This window comes from Rubrivivax sp. A210, assembly GCF_904426505.1.
Taxonomy (GTDB): domain Bacteria; phylum Pseudomonadota; class Gammaproteobacteria; order Burkholderiales; family Burkholderiaceae_C; genus Rubrivivax.
In genome coordinates this window covers 646,217-669,102 of record NZ_CAJGBN010000001.1, presented here as the reverse complement: position 1 = coordinate 669,102, position 22,886 = coordinate 646,217, and the positions used below count along the sequence as shown (strand labels likewise).

Annotated in this window: 22 protein-coding genes; 5 read left to right on the top strand and 17 right to left on the bottom strand. The window is 71.1% G+C overall.

The features are described from left to right. Nucleotides 1-492 precede the first annotated feature (492 nt). The gene (locus JMV16_RS02955; RefSeq protein WP_201492642.1) at nucleotides 493-1,518 is read right to left on the bottom strand and encodes a LacI family DNA-binding transcriptional regulator; all 1,026 of its coding nucleotides are present in this window, start codon (nucleotides 1,516-1,518) and stop codon (nucleotides 493-495) included. 357 nt (nucleotides 1,519-1,875) lie between these two features. Between JMV16_RS02955 and JMV16_RS02950 the strand changes: the two genes are divergently transcribed. Beyond that, nucleotides 1,876-2,892: a Bug family tripartite tricarboxylate transporter substrate binding protein gene (locus JMV16_RS02950; protein ID WP_201492641.1), complete on the top strand. Its 1,017-nt coding sequence runs from the start codon at nucleotides 1,876-1,878 to the stop codon at nucleotides 2,890-2,892. Between the two features lie 24 nt (nucleotides 2,893-2,916). Next, nucleotides 2,917-3,441 carry a gluconokinase gene (locus JMV16_RS02945; protein ID WP_201492640.1) on the top strand — a complete coding sequence of 175 codons (525 nt, stop codon included), beginning with the start codon at nucleotides 2,917-2,919 and terminating at the stop codon, nucleotides 3,439-3,441. A 46-nt stretch (nucleotides 3,442-3,487) separates the two neighbouring features. Here JMV16_RS02945 and dctP read toward each other — a convergent pair whose 3' ends face one another. After that, nucleotides 3,488-4,471 (bottom strand): TRAP transporter substrate-binding protein DctP, encoded by a 984-nt coding sequence (dctP, locus tag JMV16_RS02940; protein ID WP_201492639.1) that lies wholly within the window; start codon nucleotides 4,469-4,471, stop codon nucleotides 3,488-3,490. Between the two features lie 184 nt (nucleotides 4,472-4,655). Here dctP and JMV16_RS02935 point away from each other — a divergent pair, with 184 nt between their 5' ends. Beyond that, nucleotides 4,656-5,762, top strand: coding sequence for a methyl-accepting chemotaxis protein (locus tag JMV16_RS02935; protein ID WP_201492638.1), 1,107 nt, complete (start codon nucleotides 4,656-4,658; stop codon nucleotides 5,760-5,762). 9 nt (nucleotides 5,763-5,771) lie between these two features. Here the strand turns inward: JMV16_RS02935 and JMV16_RS02930 are convergent, their stop codons facing one another. Beyond that, on the bottom strand, nucleotides 5,772-6,575 hold the full coding sequence (locus JMV16_RS02930; protein ID WP_201492637.1) for a 2OG-Fe(II) oxygenase: 804 nt from the start codon (nucleotides 6,573-6,575) through the stop codon (nucleotides 5,772-5,774). Nucleotides 6,576-6,699: 124 nt separating this feature from the next. On the opposite strand from JMV16_RS02930, the gene JMV16_RS02925 reads away from it, so the two are divergent. Next, nucleotides 6,700-8,751: a DEAD/DEAH box helicase gene (locus JMV16_RS02925; protein ID WP_236580321.1), complete on the top strand. Its 2,052-nt coding sequence runs from the start codon at nucleotides 6,700-6,702 to the stop codon at nucleotides 8,749-8,751. A gap of 70 nt (nucleotides 8,752-8,821) precedes the next feature. Next, nucleotides 8,822-9,859 (top strand): AEC family transporter, encoded by a 1,038-nt coding sequence (locus JMV16_RS02920; RefSeq protein ID WP_201492636.1) that lies wholly within the window; start codon nucleotides 8,822-8,824, stop codon nucleotides 9,857-9,859. Nucleotides 9,860-9,870: 11 nt separating this feature from the next. On the opposite strand, the gene JMV16_RS02915 is transcribed toward JMV16_RS02920, so the two are convergent. The 14 genes from JMV16_RS02915 to JMV16_RS02850 form a co-directional block, all read right to left on the bottom strand. Continuing rightward, nucleotides 9,871-10,452, bottom strand: coding sequence for a lipocalin family protein (locus JMV16_RS02915; RefSeq protein WP_201492635.1), 582 nt, complete (start codon nucleotides 10,450-10,452; stop codon nucleotides 9,871-9,873). 21 nt (nucleotides 10,453-10,473) lie between these two features. Beyond that, nucleotides 10,474-10,902 carry a nuclear transport factor 2 family protein gene (locus JMV16_RS02910; protein ID WP_236580320.1) on the bottom strand — a complete coding sequence of 143 codons (429 nt, stop codon included), beginning with the start codon at nucleotides 10,900-10,902 and terminating at the stop codon, nucleotides 10,474-10,476. A gap of 14 nt (nucleotides 10,903-10,916) precedes the next feature. Further along, nucleotides 10,917-11,690, bottom strand: a complete 774-nt coding sequence (locus tag JMV16_RS02905; RefSeq protein WP_201492633.1) for an SDR family NAD(P)-dependent oxidoreductase — start codon at nucleotides 11,688-11,690, stop codon at nucleotides 10,917-10,919. 4 nt (nucleotides 11,691-11,694) lie between these two features. Then, on the bottom strand, nucleotides 11,695-12,252 hold the full coding sequence (locus JMV16_RS02900; RefSeq protein ID WP_201492632.1) for a DUF3833 domain-containing protein: 558 nt from the start codon (nucleotides 12,250-12,252) through the stop codon (nucleotides 11,695-11,697). Next, nucleotides 12,249-13,577, bottom strand: a complete 1,329-nt coding sequence (locus JMV16_RS02895) for an MFS transporter (protein ID WP_201492631.1) — start codon at nucleotides 13,575-13,577, stop codon at nucleotides 12,249-12,251. Before JMV16_RS02895 ends, JMV16_RS02900 begins: the two co-directional genes overlap by 4 nt. Nucleotides 13,578-13,594: 17 nt before the next feature. Then, the gene (locus JMV16_RS02890; protein ID WP_201492630.1) at nucleotides 13,595-14,158 is read right to left on the bottom strand and encodes a chalcone isomerase family protein; all 564 of its coding nucleotides are present in this window, start codon (nucleotides 14,156-14,158) and stop codon (nucleotides 13,595-13,597) included. Continuing rightward, nucleotides 14,148-15,389, bottom strand: coding sequence for an SAM-dependent methyltransferase (locus JMV16_RS02885; protein ID WP_201492629.1), 1,242 nt, complete (start codon nucleotides 15,387-15,389; stop codon nucleotides 14,148-14,150). Before JMV16_RS02885 ends, JMV16_RS02890 begins: the two co-directional genes overlap by 11 nt. After that, nucleotides 15,386-16,198 carry a DUF1365 domain-containing protein gene (locus tag JMV16_RS02880; RefSeq protein ID WP_201492628.1) on the bottom strand — a complete coding sequence of 271 codons (813 nt, stop codon included), beginning with the start codon at nucleotides 16,196-16,198 and terminating at the stop codon, nucleotides 15,386-15,388. The genes JMV16_RS02885 and JMV16_RS02880 overlap by 4 nt, the downstream gene beginning before the upstream one ends. After that, nucleotides 16,198-17,529, bottom strand: coding sequence for an NAD(P)/FAD-dependent oxidoreductase (locus JMV16_RS02875; protein ID WP_201492627.1), 1,332 nt, complete (start codon nucleotides 17,527-17,529; stop codon nucleotides 16,198-16,200). The genes JMV16_RS02880 and JMV16_RS02875 overlap by 1 nt, the downstream gene beginning before the upstream one ends. 100 nt (nucleotides 17,530-17,629) lie before the next feature. After that, nucleotides 17,630-18,265, bottom strand: a complete 636-nt coding sequence (locus JMV16_RS02870; protein ID WP_201492626.1) for a TetR/AcrR family transcriptional regulator — start codon at nucleotides 18,263-18,265, stop codon at nucleotides 17,630-17,632. Between the two features lie 194 nt (nucleotides 18,266-18,459). After that, on the bottom strand, nucleotides 18,460-18,681 hold the full coding sequence (locus JMV16_RS02865; RefSeq protein ID WP_201492625.1) for a hypothetical protein: 222 nt from the start codon (nucleotides 18,679-18,681) through the stop codon (nucleotides 18,460-18,462). Nucleotides 18,682-18,757: 76 nt separating this feature from the next. Continuing rightward, the gene (locus tag JMV16_RS02860) at nucleotides 18,758-20,755 is read right to left on the bottom strand and encodes a TonB-dependent receptor plug domain-containing protein (protein ID WP_201492624.1); all 1,998 of its coding nucleotides are present in this window, start codon (nucleotides 20,753-20,755) and stop codon (nucleotides 18,758-18,760) included. Between the two features lie 72 nt (nucleotides 20,756-20,827). Continuing rightward, nucleotides 20,828-22,192 (bottom strand): sensor histidine kinase, encoded by a 1,365-nt coding sequence (locus JMV16_RS02855; RefSeq protein WP_201492623.1) that lies wholly within the window; start codon nucleotides 22,190-22,192, stop codon nucleotides 20,828-20,830. Next, nucleotides 22,189-22,854 carry a response regulator gene (locus JMV16_RS02850; RefSeq protein ID WP_201492622.1) on the bottom strand — a complete coding sequence of 222 codons (666 nt, stop codon included), beginning with the start codon at nucleotides 22,852-22,854 and terminating at the stop codon, nucleotides 22,189-22,191. The genes JMV16_RS02855 and JMV16_RS02850 overlap by 4 nt, the downstream gene beginning before the upstream one ends. Nucleotides 22,855-22,886 lie beyond the last annotated feature (32 nt).

The following is a 22,886-nucleotide window of genomic DNA, read 5'->3' as shown; positions in this document are numbered from 1 at the left end:
GTGCGCGGACCCCGTTCTCGACCAAGGGCCGGTCGCCCTCACCTCAGTTCGACGGTAAGTTTCTCGCGCGGGATGGCGGCCGGGTCATCGCTGCTGGGGCAGTGCCGCATGCGTGGCATTGGCGATGCTGCGCGTCCGGCGCTCTGGAGGCCTGGCGCCGGTTGGTTGATCCAACAGTTGCGGCTCGCCGGGCCCAATAACGCGGGTGCCAGCGCCATTTGCATCTCTTCGGCCGGGCTGCCGCCTTGACTGTCCTTCCTGTTTCGACTGCCGATCACGGACCGCCGCTGCCGCGGTCTCAGGGGAGAGGCCGGTCTTGCGGGCAAGGGCAGTCCGGACGCGGAGCCGAAAGACGGATGGCCGAAACACCGTTGCCGTGGTCGCCATGGCCCTGGGAGGGGGCGGCGCTTCCTGTCGCGGCGGCATTGGCCAAGAAAGTGCATGCAGAACGCCGCATGACTGCGCTGCCAAGCGCCCGCGCAGGCCGTCACATCAGGTGCTCTGCCGCACGACGAGCTCGTAGCCGAGGTCGATGCAGGTGTCGGCCAGGACTTCGCCGCGCATCATCGCCAGCAACATGCCTGCCGCGGCGGTGCCGATGGCGGCGCGCGGGGTCCGCACCGTGGACAGGGGTGGCACCATCTGCTCGCTGCCGGTGAGGTCGTTGAAGCCGGCAACGGCCACCTGCTTCGGCACCGACAGCCCCAGCCGCAGCGCCGCAAGCAGGGCACCTTGGGCGAGGTCATCGTTGCAGAAGAAGATCGCCTCCACCGGCGGCGCCTGGGCGACGATCTGTTCAAACATCGTGGCGCCCAGGGCCAGTGACGAGGGTGCCGGGTGTACCCACTCGAGGGTGGGCGCATGCAGCCCGGCAAGACGCATCTCGCGGCGCCAGCCATCCAGCCGCTGCAGGGTGCGCGGGTCCAGCTGCGCGGCGGCAAAGGCGATGCGGCGGTGGCCGCGGCCAAGCAGGTGGCGTGTCATGGCCGCCGCCGCATCGGCCTGGGAAAAGCCCACGCAGTGCAGCTGCGGCGCCGTCGAGGTTTCCATCAGGTGTACGCAGGGCACGCCGCTGCCCCGGATCAGCGCGCGGGTTGCTTCGCTGCGATCCAGCCCGGTCACCAGCAGGCCCGCCGGGCGGTGCAGCAGTTGCTCGCGCAACAGCTGTTCCTCCTCGCCGGGGTCGTAGTGGGTGACGCCGATCAGCGTCTGGTAGCCCGCCGGCCGCAGCGTGCGTTGCACGGCTTCGAGCAGGTCGACGAACAAGGCATTCGACAGCATGGGGATCAGCAGCGCCACATGCGTGCTGTGGTGCGAGGCGAGCGCCCGCGCAGCCGGATCGGGCACGTAGCCGAGCCGCTGGGCCGCCGCTTTGACGCGGGCGACGAGATCGGGATCGACCGCACGTTCGCCGCGCAGCGCCCGCGAAACGGTGATGGGGCTCACGCCCGCGGCCGCGGCGACATCAGCGAGCGTGACGCGGCCGGTAGCGCGCGAGCGGGCAGGGCTGGGCGGCATGGGGTGGCGGGGGCTCCGGTTGGATTGTCGGCAAGGATAGCGATATCCGATGCTGCGGCGCAAGCCGGTTGCGGACGGTGCGCGCAGGCGGGTTCACCGGCAGCTTGCGGGTTTCCATTTCCGGAGCCGGCAGACAGCGGCAGGCCTTCCATTCCATCTATGAAATCCGGTGATCTCCAGGGCCTGCAGGGGTCTGACCGGGTATCGACTTGGCTATCAAAGTATGGGTTGAGTGCGATTCAGGGTAAACGCCAGCCAACGATGGGATAGCGCTATCCTACTATTTCAGCCATGCCGGAACACCGGGCGCCTTTCCCGGTCGCCGGCCCGCTTCGAGCACCCCTTCCAGGAGACCTCATGAAGACGATCGACCCCTTGTTCGCCACCACGCGCCGCTGCGGCTTGCTCGCTGCCGCAGCGCTGGCGCTGGCCGCGCTGGCCCCATCGGCGGCCTGGGCCCAGGCCGCCTGGCCGGCCAGGCCCGTGACCCTGCTCGTCGGCTACCCGCCCGGGGGCCAGACCGACTTCGCCGGCCGCGTGCTGCTGGCGGGGCTGGGCAGTGCGCTCGGCCAGCCGGTGATCATCGACAACAAGGCCGGCGTCAACGGCAACCTCGCGGCCGTCGACGTGATGAAGGCGCCTGCCGACGGCCACAAGCTGCTCGTCGGCAACGGCTCGATGACCATCGCGGCGCACGTCTACACGGCGCTGGGCATCGTCGATCCGCGCCAGCTCACCCCCATCGGCGTGATGCTGCAGTCGGCGCTGGTGCTCGCGGTGCCGGCTTCGTCGCCGATCAAGACCTACGCCGACTTCGTGCGCCACGCCACCACCAAGAGCAAGAGCGGCCAGGGCATCGACTACGGCACGGGCGGGGTTGGCGCACTGCCGCATGTGACGATGGAATTGCTGCGCGAGCGGCTGGGCAACCCCAGGATGAACCATGTGCCCTACAAGGGCAGCAGCCCGGCCATGACCGACCTGATCGCCGGGCGGCTCGACGCGATGTTCGATGCGACCTCGGTCGTCGCGCCCTTCATCAAGTCGGGCCAGCTGCGGGCCGTGTTGGTGACCAGCGACAAGCGCGTGCCGGCCTTCCCGGATGTGCCCACCGCCGCCGAGGCCGGGCTCAAGGACTTCAACATCATCTCCTTCATCGGCCTGTTCGGGCCCCCCGGCTTGTCGCCCGAGATCGTGAAGAAGGCCAACACCGCGCTCAATGCGGCGCTGAAGGATGCCACCGTCACCAAGGGCATTCTCGAGCGCGGCGACGAGCCCGGCGGCGGCACGCCCGAGCAGCTCGGGGCCCTCACGCGCAGCCAGTACAAGACCTGGGGCGACGTGGTCAAGGCCAACAATATCCGTGCGGACTGAGCCGCGGCATCCGGGAGCAAGGGCATGAGCAGGCTGGTGGTGATGGGCGTGTCGGGCTGTGGCAAGTCGCGCGTGGGGGCCGCCACCGCCGAGCGGCTGGGCCTGCCGCTGGTGGAAGGCGACGAGTTCCACTCCGAGGCGAATCGCGCCCTGATGCGGGACGGCATCCCGCTCACCGACGCAAACCGCGCCGACTGGCTGGATCGCCTTGGCACCGAGCTTCAAATGCGCCCGGGCGGCGCGGTGCTCACCTGCTCGGCGCTCAAGGCCGCCTACCGCAGCCGGCTGCGCGCCGCGGCGCCGGGGCTGCGCTTTGCGTGGCTTGATCTCAGCCTGGCGGCAGCCCAGGCGCGTGTCGCGCAGCGGGCCTCGCACTTCTTCCCGCCCGGCCTGGTGGCGACCCAGTTCGACGCGCTCGAGCCGCCGCTGGGCGAGCCCGGCGTGCTGCGCGTCGACGCGCTGCTGGCCCCCGAGGCGATTGCGGAGCGCATCGCCCGCTGGTTGGCCGGTGCCGGCCCCACGGTGGCACCACCCGGGGACGGCGCCTGAAGCTCGCGCGGCACGGACGCAAGGGCCACGCCTCGGCGCCGCCGGCCTACTTGCGCACGCGCGCCAGTTCGTCGTTGTAGAGCTTGAGCACGGACGGGTCGTAGGTGGCCGCCAGCTTGTCGGTGACGGGTTTGGCGATCTGGCTCATGCGCCTGAGCTCGGCCGGCGCGGGCGCATTGAACTGCATGCCCCGCGTTTGCAGCTCACCCTGGGCGCGCTGCGCCGCGGCGCGGCTGACCTGGCGCTGGTAGGCGCGCGATTCATTCGCCGCATCGTTGAGGATCTTCTGCTCGGCCGGCGAGAGCTTGTCCCAGAAGATCTTGCTCACCAGCAGGATGTTGGTGGCGTAGACGTGTTTGGTGGCGCTGACGTACTTCTGCACCTCGTAGAACTTGTTCGACAGGATCACCGCATAGGGGTTCTCCTGACCGTCCACGGCCCGGGCCTCCAAGGCGCCGTACAGCTCGGCAAAGGCCAGCGGCACCCGGTTGGCCTTCATGGCCTTGAAGGTCTCGACAAAGACCGGGTTGGGAATTGCGCGCAGCTTGAGGCCGTCCATGTCCTCGGCCCGCGTGATAGGGCGGCGGCTGTTGGCGACGTTGCGGAAGCCCAGGTCCCAGAAGCCCAGCGAGACCAGGCCCTTGTCGGGCAGCCGCGACAGCAGCAGCTTGCCGAAGGGGCCGTCGGGCTCGCTCCAATAGACCAGGCGGCCGCCGAAGGCCGCGTTGACCCGGCGGTCGTCCGTGCCGTGGGGCAGGCTTCGGTTGGCGATGCCGGCGGCCTTGATGCGGCCGAGGATGGCATCGAACTCGGCGGGGCCAACGCGAAAGCAGTAATGCAGCTGCGGCGTCGGCGCCGCCCATTCGTCGAAGTCAAGCGTGAGGCCGTCGCTGACGTAGACCGGCGAGAACGGCCCCACCGCGCCCTGCGCGGCCCAGGGCACACCCAGCAGCGTGGCCAGCTGCCGCGCGGCGGCGACCCGGTCCCTGGCCGGCACGATGAGGTGGTCGAGATCGATGGCCATGGCCATGGCCGTGGAACATGCCCTGCAGGGGCCCACCTTGAAGCGGCAGGCACCCGCCAAGCCCCGCCAGGCCGCGGCCCTGCCCGCCGTGAAGACGCACGCTTGCCTGGTTTCCTGGGGTTAACCCGGCTCAAGACTGCTTCGCCACGTTCCGAAAGATCAGGTGCCGGAATCCATGGTGGGAGGCAGCATGAGTTGGGTTCGACGAGTCAGCCTGGTCAAGCGTGTGACGCTGGGCTATGGCGGGGTGACCACCTTCCTAGTGGTGCAGGCGGCGGGCACCTGGTGGGCGGCCTCTGGCCACGCCGAGGTGCTGCCGGCGCTGGCGGCATGGGCAGCCTGTGGTGCCGTGTTCTCGTTGTGCGCCCTGGTGCTGACGCGATCCAGCATCAAGGATTCGGTGGAATCCACGGTGCAGTGCGTGATCCGCATTGCCGGTGGCGACCTCGAGACCAAGGTCGAATCGCCGGGCCAGGACGAGATTTCCTGGTTGCGCGCCGAGCTCAACGGCATGCGCAAGAAGCTGCGCAGCACGCTGGTCCAGGTGCGCCAGACCGTGGACGGCGTCAATAACGCCTCGGCCGAGATCGCCACCGGCAATGCCGATCTGTCGGCGCGCACCGAAAGCCAGGCCGGCGAGCTGCAGCAGACCAGCAACTCGATGGAGCAGCTGGCAGGCTCGGTCGACAGCAATGCCAGGCACACGCAGGAGGCGCGCGACGTGGTGCTGCAGTCGACCGCCGTCGCCGAACGGGGCGCCACCCTGATGCAGGACGTGGTGGGCCGCATGCAGGAGATCAGCGCCAGTTCGGGCCGCATCGTCGACATCATCGGCGTCATCGACGGCATTGCCTTCCAGACCAACATCCTGGCGCTCAATGCCGCGGTGGAAGCGGCGCGGGCCGGCGAGCAGGGGCGCGGCTTTGCCGTCGTGGCCTCCGAAGTGCGCAGCCTGGCCCAGCGCAGCTCGGTGGCGGCGCGCGAGATCAAGGCGCTGATCACCGATTCGACCGCCAAGGTCGAGAGCGGCACGCGCCTGGTCGGCGATGCGCGCCAGAACATGCAGGCCATACGCGACAGCGTCAACCGCGCTGCCGAGCTGATAGGCCACATCGCCCAGGCCGGGCAGTCGCAGAGCGGCGACATCGGCCAGGTCCACCAGGCGGTGGCGCGCATCGACACCATGACGCAGCAGAACGCGGCGCTGGTGGAGCAACTGGCGGCTGCGGCCCAGTCGCTCCAGGGTCAGTCGCAGCAGCTGGGCGAGGCCCTGTCGGCCTTCCGCATCGCCGCCTGAGCGCCACCGTCAGCCGTACAGCACGTTGATCCGGGCCACGTACTTGGGCTCGCCGGCACCCACCTGGCTGCCGACGTGGGAAACCGAGAACGGGCCGAAGCCGTGGCGGAAGAACAGCGCCGCGCCCTTGCGGGGCTGGACCTCGACCACCGTCGTGCCGCGCCCGTACAGGCGCGTGCTGCCGCCGCGCACGCCATCGCCGGCATCGTTGAGGTAGAGCAGCATGGTCAGCTTCGAGCGCAGCGCCGGCCACTGCAGCATGCGGCGGCGCTCGGGGTCGAGGCCGAAGCCGGGCCAGTCGCCGTCGATGTGGCGGTTGAAGACATCGCCCGCGTCGTAGCGGTACATGTTGATGCGGTGGCTGAGCCGGGGATGCAGCGCCTCGCCGTCGATCTCGGGCGGCAGCAGGTGGCGCATGCGCTCGAAGATCGGGCCCAGCAGCTGATCGTCGGCCACCCAGTGCACGGTCTTGTTCATGCGCATGCCGGGCGGCGTCTGGATGCCGGGCGCCTCGTCGCGGAAGCCCAGCTGCTCGGCGCGCCGGATGATGGCGTCGGCCTCGGCCGCTGTCATCAGCTCGTCGATCGCAAAGGCCAGCAGGCCGCCCAGATCGATGTCCCGTCGCACGGGACTTAGCTCGGGCCGCAGCGGCGCGAACGACAGATCGGGCGGCGTGCGGGCGAAGGCGTGGATGGGCGTGCGCGGCACCATGCCGCCAGTGGGCAGCGAGCCGTCCATCTCGGCCACGACGCGGCTCTGCACCTCGTCCTGGGCCGTCACGTCGATGGGTGTGCGGCCTCCGGGCTCATCCATGGTCTTCTCCTCGTCCTGCTCAGATGGGCAGCATTGGGGGCGGCGGCCCCGACGCGTCGCGCCTGGCCTCGCCGCGGCATGCTACACAGGCGCCGCGCCTTGCGGCACGGCCCACAATGCGCGCGTGAGCCTCGCCGACACCCATCTGCGCCAGGTGCTTGCCGCGATGGCGGGGCCGGCGGCGCGCCCGCGCGACGACCAGACCGCGGCGGTGGCGGCGCTGGTGGAGCAACGCGCACGCGTGCTCGTCGTGCAGGCCACGGGCTGGGGCAAGTCGGCGGTGTACTGGGCCGCGACCTCGGCCCTGCGCGCCGCGGGCAAGGGGCCCACACTCATCGTTTCGCCGCTGCTGGCGCTGATGCGCGACCAGGTGGCGGCCGCGGCCCAGGCCGGGCTGCGGGCGGCCACGGTCAACTCCACCAATCTCGAAGACTGGGACGCGGTCTTCGCGGACATCGCCGGCGACAGCCTCGACGTGCTGCTGGTCTCGCCCGAGCGCCTGGGCAATGCCGGCTTCGCGCGCCGCCTGCCCGGCCTGCTGGCTGCGGCCGGCCTGGTGGTCATCGACGAGGCCCATTGCATTTCCGACTGGGGCTTCGACTTCCGCCCCGACTACCAGCGCCTGGCCAAGACGCTGCTGGCCATTGGCGACGACACGCCGGTGCTGGCCACCACCGCCACCGCCAACAGCCGCGTGACGCTGGACATCGCGGCCCAGCTGGGCCCGCAGACGCTCACCTTCCGCGGCTCGCTGGCGCGCTCTTCATTGCAACTGGCCGTCGTGCCCGGGCTGCAGGCGCTGGAACGCTACGCCTGGGTCGCCGATGCGCTGGCCGCGTTTGCCGGCTCGGGCATCGTCTATGCGCTGACGGTGGCCGAGACCGAGCGCCTGGCGGGCTTTCTGCGCGCCTGCGGCTTTGACGTGGCGGCCTACCACGGTGGCCTGGAGACCGCGGTGCGGCAGGGCATCGAAGACGCCTTGCGCGGCAACACGCTCAAGGCCGTGGTGGCGACCTCGGCACTGGGCATGGGCTACGACAAGCCCGATCTGGCCTTCTGCATCCACGTCGGCTCGCCCGCATCCCCGGTGGCCTACTACCAGCAGGTGGGGCGGGCCGGCCGCGCGCTGGATGAGGCCGTGGCGGTGTTGCTGCCGGCCGAGACCGACGAGGCCATCTGGGCCTATTTCGCGACCGCCGGCGTGCCCGACGAGGTGCGCGTCGGCAAGATGCTCGGCGCGCTGGCCGCGGGGCCGCAGTCGCTGCTGGAGCTTGAGAACGCCACCGCGATACGCCGCGGCCGGCTCGAAGGCCTGCTCAAGATATTGGCCGTCGACGAGGTGGTGCGGCGCGAAGGCACGGCCTGGGCGCTCACCGGCAAGCCCTGGGTCTTCGATGCCGAACGCTGGCAGGCCCTGGCCCGGGTGCGCGAGCGCGAGGCCGGCCTGATGCGGGCCTTTGCCGCCGGCCAGGGCTGCCTGATGCGCTTTCTGCAGGAGGCGCTGGACGACCCATCGCCCAGCGACTGCGGGCGCTGCAGCGTCTGCACCGGCCGGCTTCCGGGCCCGGGCGCGCGGCCGGGCGCGGCGCGCGTCGAGGCGGCGCGCGCCTACGCCCGCGGCCAGGACGTGGTGATAGCGCCGCGCAAGCTCTGGCCGGCCGGGGGCCGGCGCAAGGGCCGCATCAGCGGCTGCAGCGAGGGCAGGGCGCTGGCCTTTGCCGACGATCCCGGCTGGGCCGAGGCGCTGCGGCCGCTGTTCGCCGCGCCCGACGGCCCGGCGCCGCAGCCGGTGCTGGACGGCGTGGTCGGCGTGCTGGGCCGCTGGCGGCGCAGCTGGGGCGAGCGGCCGGTGGCCGTGGTGGCCATACCCTCGGCGCAGCGCCCGCAGCTCGTGCAATCGCTGGCCGCGCATGTGGCGGCCGTGGGCCGGCTGCCGCTGCTCGACGCGCTGTGCCTGACGGGCTCGGCGCCCGACGCCGATGTGGCCTCGGGCGCCAAGGTGGCAGCCCTGCTCAAGGCCCTGGCGCTGCGGCCCGAGCTTGAGTTGCCGGCCGGGCCGCTGCTGCTGGTCGATGCCCGCTACCGCAGCGGCTGGACGATGACGGTGGCCGCCGCGCTGCTGCGCGAGGCCGGCGCCACGGCGGTGCTGCCGCTGGTGCTGCACCAGTTGCCTTGAGCGCGGCTTGTGGACGATGGCAGCCGCCGATGCTGCTAGCCTGAGGGCTGAACCCAGGCCGCGTGCAGCCGTGCTGAACATCTTCGAGGTCACCTTTCCCTTTTTCGCGCTGGTGTTGTGCGGCTATGCCGCCACGCGCCTGCGCTGGCTGCCGCTGGATGCCATCCCCGGGCTCAACAGCTTCGTCCTCTTCTTCGCGCTGCCCTGCATGCTGTTCCGCTTTGGCGCCGCCACGCCCATCGCGCGCATGGCCGATCCCGGCCTTTTTGGCGTCTACCTGGTGTGCGCGCTGCTGATGGTGGCGCTGTGCGTGGCAACCACCCGCCGCGGCGCCACGGGCTGGAACGATGCCGCCTTTGGCGCGCTGGTGGCGGCATTCCCCAATTCCGGCTTCATGGGCGTGCCGCTGCTGGTGAAGCTGCTGGGCGAGCGCGCCGCGGCGCCGGCCATCCTGGCCCTGGCGCTGGACATGGTGGTCACCTCGTCGCTGTGCATCGCGCTGTCGCGCGTGAGCCCCGGCCACACGCACGGCGCCGGGCGCGCCGTGCTCAATGCGCTCAAGGGGATGGCGACCAATCCACTGCCCTGGGCCATAGGCCTGGGCTGCCTGGTCTCAGCCACCGGCATTGCGTTGCCGACTTTGCTGATCCGGCCCGTGGCCATGATGGCCGATGCGGCATCGCCGGTGGCCCTGTTCACGCTGGGCGCGGTGCTGGCGCGCGCCCATCTGCGGCAGCGGGCGGATACCGTGGTTGCCGCCGCTGCCGGCAGGCGCAGCGATGTGGGGCTGGTCGTCGCCTACAAGCTCGTCGTCCATCCGCTGCTGGTGCTGGGCGTGGCGCGCGCCGCCGCGGCCGGCGGCGCGGCACTGGACGGCTTTGCCATCACCGTGCTGGCCCTGGTGGCGGCCTTGCCCAGCGCCAGCAACGTGCCCATGCTGGCCGAGCGCTTTGGCGCCGACGCCGGGCGCATCGCGCGCATCGTGCTGCTCAGCACGGCGCTGGCCTTCTTGAGCTTCTCGGCCGCGGTGGCGCTGCTGGCGCCGCGCGATGGACTGGTTGCAGGCCCCGCCGGCGCGGGGCTGCACGGCGAGGCCGCCAAGACCTGAAACCAGGGACGTCAGGGGCTCACGGGATCGCGCTGCAGCCTTGCCAGATCGAAGCCGGCCTGCCCGAGAAAGGTCGTCACGGCCTGCCAGCGCTCATCGCCGAGTGCCTTGTCGCGCGAGAGCACCCAAAGGTAGTTCTTCGACGGCTCGCTGACGATGGCCACGCGGCCGTCGTCGGACAGCGAGATCAGGTCATAGCGGCCCCAGCCCACCGGCAGCCAGCGCAGCCAGCCAGGCAGGAAGCTCACCTCCAGCGCGGCCGGCGCCAGGCGGCCGACCTGCACCGTGGCGCCGCGCGGCCGCGCCAGGCCGACCACGCTTTCTTCCTTGCCCTCGGCAGTGGTGCAGCGGTTGGTGACTTCTATGGCCTCGGGGCCGATCAGGCGGTAGCTGGCGCGGGTGTCGCGGACGCATTGGCGCTGGAAGAAGTTGGGGTAGTGCGCCACCTGATGCCAGGTGCCCATATAGCCTTCGACATCGAGCGAGCCCAAGGGCTCGGCGGCGTGGCTGGAGAAGGCTGCCAGCGCCACGGCCCCGCAGGCAAGGAAGCGGCTGCGCCGGTGATGGAAAGGGCGGGGACTGCGGGTGTGCATCGTGGCTTTCATCGCTGAGGTTCAGGCCCGCAGCCGCCGCTTGAGCGCACGCATCAGCGCGCCCAGCAGCGGCAGCTTCTCGTACAGCTCTTCGGCCGCGTCCCAGTAGTCGCGGTGCCAGGCCACCAGGCCTTGTGCATCGAAGCGCAGTTCGGTGCTGCCGCGGATGGCGTGCTCGTCGGCCGCGCGGGCCGAGCTGCGGTAGTGCAGGGTCCAGCTCAGGAAGGCGATGTCGCCCTGCGCCACGGCCTCGTGGAAGACGAAGCGCGGCGCGGTGACCTGGCGGAACATGTGCTCGAAGATGGCGCGAACCGCGGTGCGGCCCTGCACCTCGTTGAAGGGGTCCTTGAAGCGGGCATCCGCGGCATAGAGGGCCTCGACGTCTTCCAGCGTCGCCGGGCTGAGCAGGGCATAGGCGGCGATGACGCGCCGGACGCGAGCGTCTTGCAAGGTTTGTGCGTCCACTACAGCCCCGTTGCCCGCCGCACCGCGGCGAAATACAGGCCGTGGGGCAGGTGCTGCAAGGCCTTGAGCCCCCAGGTGAAGCGGCGTGGAAAGTGGATCTCGAAGCGGCCCGCCGACCAGCCGCCGACGATGGCCTCGGCCGCCGCCTCGGGCGTCATCAGCGCCGGCATGGGGAAGCGGTTCTGCGCCGTCAGCGGCGTCTGCACGAAGCCCGGGTTGACGATGGACACGCCCAGGCCGCGTTCGTGGAGATCGAGGTAGAGCACCTCGGCCAGGTTGTTGAGCGCCGCCTTGGTGGGCCCGTAGGCCAGGGCCTGCGGCAGGCCGCGGTAGGCGGCCACGCTGCCCATCAGGCTCAGGTGGCCGCGGCCGGCGGCCAGCATGTCGGGCAGCAGCACGTCCAGCAGGTGCAGCGGGCCGCCGTAGTTGATGTCCATGTGGCGCTTCATCTCGGCCAGCGAGAAGGCGGTGGCGCGCTGCGGCAGGTAGTGGCCGGCGCAGGCAAAGGCCAGGTCGGGCAGGCCCTGATTTGCGATGAGCTCGCGGCTGGCCGCGGCCACGGCCTCGCGGTCGCTCACGTCCAGCGGCAGCACCACCATGCCCGGGCAGCCGCGCGCCAGGCGTTGCAGCGCATCGGCGTCGCGCGCCGAGACAGCTACGCGTGCGCCGCGGCGGTGCAGGGCCAGCGCGGTGGCGCGGCCTATGCCGGTGGAGGCGCCGACGATCCAGGCCAGGCGGCCAGCCCAGGTGTCGATGCGCGGGTTGAGTGCCATCGCCTCAGCCCGCCTTGTTGAAGACCAGCTGCACCTCGCCCAGGCGCAGCCCGAACTTGGACATCGTGGCGCGGTTGAGCATCACGCGCTCGTCGATCAGGAACATCCAGTCGTCGAAGCTCACGTCCCAGGTACGGCCGTCGACCGGCAGGCGCAGCGTATAGCCCCAGCGGAAGGCATTGCCCGCGGTCTGGCCGCGAGCCTCGCCGACCACGTCGTCGGCGCGGCCGGTGTAGGCGCCCTGGCCCAGGTGGCGCAGCCGCCAGACGCGGCGCTGGCGTTCGCCGTCGCTGTAGCTGAACTGCTCGTCGAGCACGCCCTCGTCGCCCTGCCAGCTGCACTGCATGGCCACCGTGAAGCGGCGCCTTACAGCGCCCGAGCGGTCGCTGAACATGCCGTGCGCCGTGACCAGGCCGTCGAAGTAGCGGCGCAGATCCAGCGCAGGCTTCTCGGACGCGTACTGGTTGATCTCGGGGCCGGCGCAGCCCGTCAGGCCAGCCAGACCCAAGGGCAGGGCGGGCGCAAGGCCCAGCAGGTGGCGGCGTGTGAGCGGGGTGGTCATGGCAGGGCCTGGGTTGCGGCGCGCGCAAACGCAGCCGTGGATGATGGGGACAGCAGCCGGCGCCAGGCGATGAGCGCGGCCAGCGCGGCGGCCTTGATCAAGCAGGGCAGCCAGGCATAGGCCATGGCCAGTGCGGCTGCAGAATCGGGCTGGCGCTGGCCCGGCTGGTAGCCCAGCGCCTGCACCAGTGGCAGCGCCAGCCCCGCGGCCAATGCCAGCATGAGCTTGCCCACCAGCGCCCACCAGCCGAACCACAGGCCCTGGTCGGCGCGCGCCGACGCTTGCGCCTGGCGCTGGTGCAACTGCGCCAGCAGCGTGGGCGCGGCCACCAGGTCGGCGCCCAGGGCCAGGCCCGATGCGGTACACACCGCCGCAAAGGCCGGCACGTCGCCGGCACCGAGCAGCCCCGCACCGGCGAAGCTGGCGATGGCCAGCGCCATGCCCGCGGCCCAGACGGCGAGCAGGCCGTGGCGGTCGACCACGTACACCCACAGCGGCACGGCCAGGGCGGCTGCGATGAAGTAGAGGCCCAGCAGCGCGCCGGCCGTGCGCGCATCGGCCTGCAGCACGTCGCGCACGAAGAACAGCACCAGCGTGGCCGGCACCGCGCTGGCCAGGGCATTGAGGGCATAGACAGCCAGCAGCGCGCGAAAGGCCGGCTGGCGCCAGGGGCTGGGGCCGGCAGGCGCTGGCGCCGCGGCGTGAAGGGATGGCTCCGGTGCGGCGCCGCCCGCCATCGGCAACACCCGGCCCAGCGCCAGCCAGGCCAGCAACGCCAGCGCGGCCAGCAAGCCCGCCGTGGCCGGCCAGCCCAGCCAGGCCGGCAGCACGCTGGCAAGCACCACGCCGGCCAGCGCGCAGCCCTCGCGTGTACCCACCCAGCGCGCCTGGGCCGAGGCGTCGCCGCCCAGCCGCGCCGCCCAGGCCTGGTGGACCACCAGCGCCACGCTGTAGGCCCAGGAGGTGATGGCCAGCAGGCCGGCGGCCCACCACCAGGTGAGCGGCGACGCTGCGCCACCCGGCGCCGGCGCCAGGAAGAGCGCGGCCACGCCGGCCACCATCAGCGCCGTGGCGCCACCGGCCAGGATCCAGGCCTGGCGCGGTGCGCGGGTGAAGGCGGCGTCGGCCCAGCGGCCTGCCAGCGGGTCGACCAGCGCATCGGCCAGGCGCACCGCCAGCAGCAGCAGGCCCAGTCCGGCCAGCGGCAGGCCCCAGTGGCTGGTGGCATGGGCGGGCCATTGCACGTACAGCGGCAGCGCAGCAAAGGCCAGCGGCATGCCCAGCAGGCCGTAGCGCAGCGGACGCGCCAGGCCGGGGCCTGGCATGGCTGGCTTGGCGGGCTTCAAGGCAGCCCCAGAAGGCGTACACGCAGGGCGGGCTCGGAGGTGTGGGGCGCGAGCCAGATGCCGAAGAAGCGGCGGCCGAATTCGGCGTCGATGCGTTCGTGCGTGGCGCCGCCCTGGGCCAGGAAGCTCACCCGGCCCTCGGCCGGCCACCAGTGGCCGACCAGGCGGTCACCCGGCTGCACATCGGGGAAGGCCGTCTTCATGAAGGCCAGCCAGCCCGCGGCCTGCGCCTCGTCCACGGCGCCGCCGCGCTTCATCTCCTGCAGCGAGCGCTCGGCGATGGCCCGGCCGCTGAGCTTGCGCTGGTAGACCAGGCTCAGCGCCAGCGGCTGCGTGGCCCAGGTCTCGGGCGACACGGCAGCGGGCGACGACAGCGTGGCCTCGTAGATGGCGAGGCCGAAGTAGCGCATGGTCGCCTGGCCGCGCACCGGCCAGTCTCCGGCTGCGCCAGCCTGCGGGGCCATGGCGGCTTCGGCGGCCGGCGCTGGAGCCGCAGCAAGCCCTGCCAGCAGCGCGGCGCCGGCCGTCGCCAGGCGCCAGGGCAGGATGTCAGGGCGCATGCTCGAGCGTGAACTGCACGACGCTGGTCTGCCCGGTCTCGAAGGCGGCCTCGCAGTAGGCGAGGTAGAAATCCCACAGCCGCATGAAGCGCTCATCGAAGCCCAGCGGGGCAATCTCGGCCTGGCGCGCCTGGAAGGCCTCGCGCCAGCGGTGCAGCGTGGTGGCGTAGTCGGCGCCGAAGGCCAACTCATGCCTCACCACCAGGCCGGCGCGCGCCGCCTGCTCGCGGAAGACGCGGCAACTGGGCAGCATGCCGCCGGGGAAGATGTACTGCTGGATGAAATCGGTGGAGCGCGCATAGCGCTCGAAGAGATCGTCGCGCACGACGATGCTTTGAACGCAGGCGCGGCCGCCGGGCGCCAGGCAGTCGCGCAGAGTCTGGAAGTAGCTGGGCCAGTAGGCGCGGCCCACGGCCTCGAACATCTCCACCGAGACGATGGCGTCGTAGCGCTGGCCCTCGGCCGCGAGGTCGCGGTAATCCTGCAGGCGCAGGTCGGCGCGCTCGGCGAGGCCGGCCTTGGCGAGCCGGGCCTGCGCCCATTCCAGCTGTTCGGTGGACAGGGTCACGCCCGTGAGGTGGGCGCCACGACGGGCCGCGGCCTCGGCCACAGCACCCCAGCCGCAACCGATCTCCAGCACGCGGCTGCCGGCGGCGACACCGGCCTGGTCCAGCGTGCGCGCCACCTTGCGGTGCTGGGCCTGGGCCAGGCTCTGCGTGGCGCCGCCGTCGAACCAGGCGCTGCTGTAGTTCATGGTCTCGTCCAGCCACTGCGCGTAGAAGGCGTTGCCGAGGTCGTAGTGGGCGTGGATGTTGCGGCGGCTGCCGGCGCGCGTGTTGCGCCGCGCGAAGTGGGTCAGGCGGTGCAGCAGCGAACCCCAGAAGCTGCCGTAGACGGCGCGCTCGAGCACCGCGCGCTGGCGCATCACCACGGCCAGCAGGGCGCGCAGGTCGGGCGTCGTCCACTGGCCTTCGATGTAGGCCTCGGCAAAGCCAATGTCGCCGCTGCTCAGCACACGGGCGAACATGACCTCGTCGTGTACCAGCAGCACCGCGGCCGGGGTGGCGCCGTGGCCGAAGTGGTAGTGGCGTGCCGGCGTGCGCAGTTCGAGCGCGTCGCCTTGCATGCGGCGCAGCAGGTCGGTCACCACGCGCTCGGCGCGCGACGGCGCCGCGGCTGCGGGCGTGCCACGCGTGTAGGCGGGGGCGAAGGCGGTGGCGGGATCGCTCATCGGGCTTTGGCTTCCGGCAAGGGTTGGGGTGCTTGGGCTTGGCTGGCAGTGGCCGGGTAAGGCGGCTTGCGGAACCAGGGCACGCGCTTGAGCCACAGCTGCAGCGCCTGCCACTGGATGCGGGCGACGATGGCCAGCGTGAGCAGCGGCATGCGCAGCAGCGTGGCGCGCACGCGGGCCTTGGTCAGCGGCTCGGTGTGGCCGCTGACGCTGGTGATGAGCAGGGGGCCCTCGTTGTCATCGAGCTCGACCCGCGCGACGACGCGGTCGGCGGTGCGCGCAAAGCGGAAGCGGTAGCGCCCCTTGACCTCGCAGAAGGGCGAGACATGGAAGACCTTGCTGGCCTCTACCGTGGCGCCCCAGGCCAGGCTGGGGTCGTCCAGCACATAGCAGTGGCGCTCGCCGAAGGTGTTGTTGACCTCGGCCACCACGGCACGCAGGCGGCCGTCGGCGGCCAGGCAGTACCAGAAGCTCACCGGCTTGAAGACGAAGCCGGCCACGCGCGGAAAGGTCTGCAGCCAGATCTCGCCATCGACGTCGGCGATTCCGTGCTGCGCCAGCAAGGCCTCGACCCAGGCCAGCGCATCGGGCCCGCCGTCGCCGTGGTCGGCATCGCGAAAACTCAGCAGCGCGGCGCGGTTGCGCGCCAGCGCCGGGTTGGCCTGTGTCGCCAGCGCGCGCATGGGCAGCAGCAGAAAGGCCGTGGGATAGGCAAAGGCATGGGCCGCCGGCCGGTGGCGCACATGGCGCACCTGGCCCCAGGCCAGCTGGGCCAGGGCCGGCTTGGCCGCCCCCGCAGAATGCGACATCACGCCGCTTCCTGCAGCGCGGGCTCGCCGGCCAGGACGGCGGCAAGCTGGCCGGCCGTGGCCAGGCCTGACTTCAGGCCGTCCTCGTGAAAGCCGTAGCCGGTCCAGGCGCCGCAGAACCAGGTGCGGCGCAGGCCCTGGATGCCGGCCAGCTTGCCCTGGGCATGGATGGCCTGGCTGTCGAACACCGGGTGGGCATAGTCCAGCCGCGCCAGCACGCGGCCGGGCCGCGGCTCGCGCACCGGATTCAGCGACACGATCACCGGCTGGGCAAAGGGCAGGGGCTGCAGGGCGTTGATCCAGTAGTGCAGGCAGACCGGCGACCGGGCCGAACCCGCGTCGGCCGCGCGCTCGAAATTCCAGGCCGCCCAGGCCTTGCGCGCCTGCGGCATCAGCTGGGTGTCGGTGTGCAGCACGGCGACATTGGGCTGGGTGCGAAAGCGGGACAGCAGCGTGCGCTCCTGGGGCATGGCGTCGGCACCCAGCAGGGCCAGGGCCTGCGGTGCGTGGCAGGCCAGCACCAGGGCGTCGAAGCGCTCGGGGCCGTGGTCGGTATACACGTCCACGCCGCTGGCATGCCGCAGCAGGCGCCGCACCGGCGTGGCGCAGCGCGCATCGGCAATGTCGCGCAGCATGGCCTGTACATACAGGCGCGAGCCGCCGGCCACCGTGCGCCACTGCGGCCGGTCATTCACCTGCAGCAGGCCGTGGTTGTGGCAGAAGCGGATGAGCGTGGCCACCGGGAAGCGCAGCATCTGCTCCAGCGGGCAGGACCAGATGCAGGCGATCATCGGCAGCAGATAGCCTTCGGCGAAGGCGGCGCCGAAGCGGTGGCGCTCCAGGAAGGCGGCCAGCGGCTCGGTGAGTGCGGCGTCGTTGCCAGCCGCGGCCAGGCGCGTGGCCAGTGCATTGAAGCGCAGCACCTCGCGCAGCATCCACAGAAAGCGCGGCGAGGCGATGTTGCGGCGCTGCGCGAACACGGTGTCCAGCGTGCTGCCGTTCCACTCGAGCCGCCTCGAGCGGCCATCCAGGCCGCGTGGCGCCTGCACCGAGAACGACATGTCCGATGCTGCCGTGGCCACCCCCAACTCGGCAAACAGCGCAATCAGGCGCGGGTAGGTTCGCTCGTTGTAGACCAGGAAGCCGGTGTCGACGCCGTGGCTCACCGGCCGGCCCTGGGCGTCGGGCAGGGTCACATCCACCGTGTTCGCGTGGCCGCCGAAGCGCGCCTCGCTCTCGAACAGCGTGACACGCAGACCGGCATCGCGCTGCAGCGAGCGCGCTGCGGCGAGGCCGGAGATGCCGGAGCCGATGACGGCGACGCGCTTCATCTTGTGGCCCTGGGCGCCTGCCGCACCCCCGGGAAGACTTTGATGTGAACTTGCATGCCTGAATTCTATACCGATCAGTTCACATTTCAATCTTTTTGGTCTATTTTTTCCCGCTGCGGCCCTTTCCACCAGTGGCGGCGCGTGGCGCGCTGGCCGCGCCCGGGCCGGCCAGGCCCGAGAAGCAGGTGCGCAGCACCCAGTCGATGACCTGCTCCGGCGCATGGCCGGCGGCCTTGAGTGCCGGCAGCACAGGATCGCAGGCCCGCGCAAAGATGGTGAACAGCACCAGCTCCGGCGGCAGTTCGGCGTCGATGTCGCCGTCGCGCTGCGCCTGCAAGATCCACGCGCCCAGGCGGTCGGACACCTGCATCAGCAGGTCCATGTAGTCCTTGTCCGCAGTCAGCACGTTGCGCAGCGCCGAGTTTTGCGAAGGCAGCGACGGCATCTGGCCGTCGCTCTGCGTCTGCAGCGCCCAGCGCACGATGCCGCGCAGATGCTCGACGGCACGGGCTTCGGGCCGGGCCTGCAACGCATCCATCTGCGCCAGCGCGCGTTCCTGCACGCGCTTCATCGCTGCCGCGGCCAGCGCCTCCTTGGAGGCGAAGTGCTTGTAGAGGCTGGCCTTGGCGATGCCGACATCGGCCGCCACCTCGTCGACCGTCATCATGTCGTAGCCGCGCTCGGCGAGCAGGCGGTTCACGGTGTCGATGATGGCTTCGTGGCGCACCTGCAGCATGCGCTCGCGCAGTCCTGCAGGCTTGGCTCTGGCGGGCGGGGCGGGCGGGGCGGGGCGGGTGGAAGTTCGGTGTACGGGCATGAACCTGATTGTCGATGTTTTGACTCAATCAGTTCAGCTTGTGTACCCGGCAGTGCATTTTTTCTCTCCGGCATGCGCCGGCAGAGCCCGCCGCGCTTGCCGGGCCCCGCCGCTCAACCGAAGTTGGCCACCCATTCCAGCCCCTGGGCGTGGGCCGACTCGATGGCGACGGCGGCCGAGGGGTGGGCGCCGCAGCGCACGGCGATCATGCGCGGGCGGCTGGGCCAGGCCTGCTTGGCGATGACCAGCACGGGTTCGAAGCAGCCGTTGTCGCGGGCCACGGCACTGCAGATCAACTCGTAGTCCTTGAGCCTGAAGGTTTGCGTGTCGATCATGGCGGGCCCTGGTTCATCTGAAGCCAGTATGCCTCCTGCAAGTGACGGCTGGCGCTGGTCCCGACCCGCGCCGCGTTCAAAAGCTGTATTGCAGGCCCACCGACAGCAGCACCGGCATCTGGTAGACCTCGTCGCGGCTCTTGTAGTCGGGGCTGTAGCTGTAGCCCGAGACGTTCTTGCGGGCGTAGGCGTTGATCAGCTCGAAGTACTGCGTGAAATGCGGCGTTACCTTGCGGTCCAGCCTCAGGTCCAGGCGATGGTAGGCCGGCACGCGTTGCGAGTTGATGGCGCCGTAGATGGGCTTGACGCGGCCGTCGGGGTAGAAGCCGGTGTCCACCACCGGCGTGTAGGGCGAACCCGTGTGGTAGCTCCATTTGGCGCCCCAGACCCAGGTGTCGGATGGCTTGTACTGGCCGACCAGCGACGCGATCACCGGCTGCTCGTAGCCGAAGCGGAAGCTCTCGCCCGTGATGTCGTTGCGCCGCCGCGCTCGCGCCATGCTGAGCGACAGGAAGCCCGAAAGCGTGCGCGTGGCCTCCTTCTTGACCAGCAGCTCGAAGCCCGTCGAGCTGCCGCTGCCGCCGGTGCGGTAGTTCAGCAGCGGGTCGCTGACGGCATAGCCCTCGAAGCTCTTGGCATAGATCTCGGCGCGCCACGACCAGCCGTCGTCCAGCGTCTGCGTCAGGCCCAGCACGCGCTGGGTGCTGCGCAGGTGCTGCAGCGCCGGGTTGCCGATGTCGCGCAAGCCCTGCTCGATGGCCGGCGGCTGGTTGTGGCGGCCCCAGCCCAGCGACGCCATCGTGCGCGGCGACAACTGCCACTCAAGGCCCAGGCGCGGCTCGGCGAAGTCCTGCCTCAAGTAGTGGTCGCGGCCGAGGCGCAGGCCGCCGGTTGCCGTCCAAGTGGGTGCCAGGCGCCAGCGGTGGTTGGCATAGGCATCCGTCTGGTCCTGGCGCACCTTCTGCAGCGAGCGCACGCGGCCAGCGCTGGTGTAGTCGCAATTGGGGTCGAATTCGGTGCAGCGCGGATCCTGGAAGTCCAGGTCCAATTCGACCAGCCGGCTGTTGATGCTGCCACCCAGCGTGGTGGCGTGTTCGCGCGACCAATCCAGGCGCAGTTGCTCGCGCACATAGTTCGTCGTCACGGTGGCGTCGAAGAAGCCGGCGCTGCCGATGCGGGCGAAGTCGTGCGTGTGCATCTGGCCCACGGCGAGCTGGTGGCTGGCCCTGCGGCCGAAGTCCCCTTCCCAGCTGAGCGCCAGGTTGCCGTAGGCCTGGCGCGAGCTGCTGCTGCCCACCAGCACGGGCTCGCGCTGCGCGGCCTTGGCGTCGGGCCCGGCGGTGAAGGCGATGCGGTCGCCGGCGGTGCTGAGGTCCAGGCGCAGGCGGTGGTCGGGGTTCAGGGTCCACAGCAGGCGACCCTGCGTGTCGTGGAACACGGGCATGGTGTAGGTCACGCCTTCTTCCTTGTCCTCGGCCTTGCGGGCCAGCAGGTCGAACCAGCTGCGCCGGCCGGCGACGAAGAAGGACAGGCGGTCGTTGATCGGCCCTTCCACCAGCACGCCGGCGCCCAGCAGGCTGAAGTCGAGCTTGCCGCCGATGCGGTCGCTGCGCGGGTTGCGCATCGAGATGTCGAACACGGCGCCGACCACATCGCCGTACTCGGGGCTCCAGGCGGCGCTGGCGAGGTCGAAGCGGCGAATCAGCTCCGGGTTGAAGGTGCTGGCGAAGCCGCCGATGTGGAACAGGTAGCCCACGGGCAGGAAGTCGACGTAGTAGGCGTTGTCCTCGGGCCTGGCGCCGCGCACGGCCGGCGCAGCGCTGCCGTCGTCAGTGGTGGTGAGGCCTGGCAGGGCCATCAAGGCCTTCATGGGGTCGCCCGAGCTGCCGGGGATGCGCGACAGCTCCTCACGCGTCAGCGTCTGCTTGCCGGCTGCATTGCGCACGCGCTGGCCCTGGATCTCGACGGTCTGGGGCGACGGCGATGCTGGTGCTTCCTGGGCCCGTGCGGCGGGGCTCCAGGCCAGGGCCAGGGCGCCCAGGGCGAGGTGGTTTCGGGGGCGATGGAACAGCATGAAGAGGCTTTGTTCGTGGCAAGGGCCGCCATGCTGGCGCCACTCAGCTTGGGCCTTGCTGAAGGTGGCGGCTCAGTGTCGTGGCAGGCTCACGGCGAAGGCGCAGCCGCGGCTGCCAGGGCCGCCCTGCACGCTGACCTGGCCGCCCAGCGACAGCGCCGCCTCGCGCACAATGGCCAGGCCGAGGCCGGCGCCGCGCTGGTCTGCGGCCTGGCCGCGCCAGAAGCGCTCGAACGCCTGCTGGCGGTGTTCGACCGGAATGCCGGGGCCGTCATCTACCACGCGCAGCACCCAGTCGCGCGGCCCGATCTCGAAGCCCACGCTCACCGCCACACCCGCGCCGCCGTAGCGCAGCGCGTTGTCCACCAGATTGCCCAGCATCGAGCGCAATGCGCGCGGGTCGGTGGCCAACACGGCGCTGTCGGGGCCGGCCAGCGATAGCTCGCTGCCCTGGGCCGCCGCCTGTTCGGCAAAGCCGGCCAGGGTGTCGCGGGCGATGTTCATCACGTCCACCGTCTCGCGCGGCGCCAGCGCCAGCGCATCGGCCTGGGCCAGGCGAAGCAGCTGCTGCGTCAGGTGCGAGGCGCGTGCCACCGCGCCCTGCAGGCGGCGCGCGGCGTCAACGCGCGCCGGGCCGTCGGCGGTCTGCAGCACATGGGCCTGGGTGCTGATCACGGCCAGCGGCGTGCGCAACTCGTGGGCGGCATCGTGTACGAAGGCCTTCTCGTGCGCCAGGCTGGCAGCCACGCGCTCGAACAGCCGGTTCAGTGCCGCCTGCAGCGGCAGCAGTTCGCGGTAAGGCTTGTCCAGCTGCAAGGGGCTCATGTCGTCGGGCGCGCGCACCGCCACGCTGTCCGACAGGCGGCGCAACGGGGCCAGCGCCGCGCGCAGCGCCAGCCACACCGGCAGCAGGATGATGGGCAACGACAACAGCATGTAGCCCAGCAGATCGCGCGCCACGTCGCGCAATACCCAGCGCTGGCGGCGCTCGCTGTCGTCCACGATGCTGACCTTCCAGCGCGTGCCGGTAGCGGTGTAGGTGCGCAGGGGCAGGCCGCGCTGCACCTGCTGCGAGACACCGTCGGCCAGCATCAGGGGATCGATGTCGCCGGCCAGCAGTGGCGGCACATGCAGGCCGCCATCGCGGCGCGCCACGCGCAGTTCGATGGGGGGCTCACCGCGTGGGTCGGCCTGGGTCTGGTCGGCAATCATGGATTGGAACAGGCGTGACGTGGACTGCACGCCTTCGTCGCTGGACATGCCTTCGAGCGACCGCGCCAGGCTTTGCGCGCTGGTCAGGAAGGCGCGGTCGAGATCGCCCGATCCGCGCTTGAGCGCGCCATAGGTGATGACGCCGAAGATGAGCACGAACAGCGCGACGATGACGCTGATCATGGTCAGCATCACGCGGCGCTGCAGCGGTGGCGCGGCCTTCATGTGCCGGCGCCGGCCAGCAGATAACCCACGCCGCGCACGGTCTTCACGCGCGCCGTGCCGACCTTGCGCCGCAGGTTATGCACATGCACCTCGATGGCGTTGAAGTCCAGCGGCTCGCAGAGCGGGGCCAGGGCCTGGGCCAGCCGGTGCTTGGGCACCACGGCGCCGCCGGCCCGTGCCAGCGCGGCCAGGATGTCGAACTCGCGCGGCGAGAGGCCCACCAGCGCGCCGTCCACGGTGCACAGGCGCGAGCGCATGTCCAGGGCCAGCGTGCCCACGGTCCACAGCGAGGCCGCCTGTTGCGCGGCACGGCGCGTCACGGCGCGCACGCGCGAGACCAGTTCCTCGACCGCAAAGGGCTTGACCAGGAAGTCATCGGCGCCTTCGTCCAGGCCGGCCAGGCGGTCGGCCAGCGCGTCGCTGGCGGTGATGACGATCAGGGGCAGCGTCATGCCCTCGCGCCGCCACTGGCGCAACAGCGTCAGGCCGTGGCCATCGGGCAGGCTCAGGTCCAACAGCACGCAGTCGTGGCCGCCGGCGGCCACGAAGCGCTGCGCGTCAGCGGCCGTGCGCAGCCACTCGCTGCTGAAGCCGGTACCGCGCAGCGCCTGCTGCAGCGAGGCGCCGAGGTCCAGGTCGTCTTCGATCAGCAGAAGGTGCATCGGCCAGAGCGTAGCTTCTGGCGGCGCTGCCG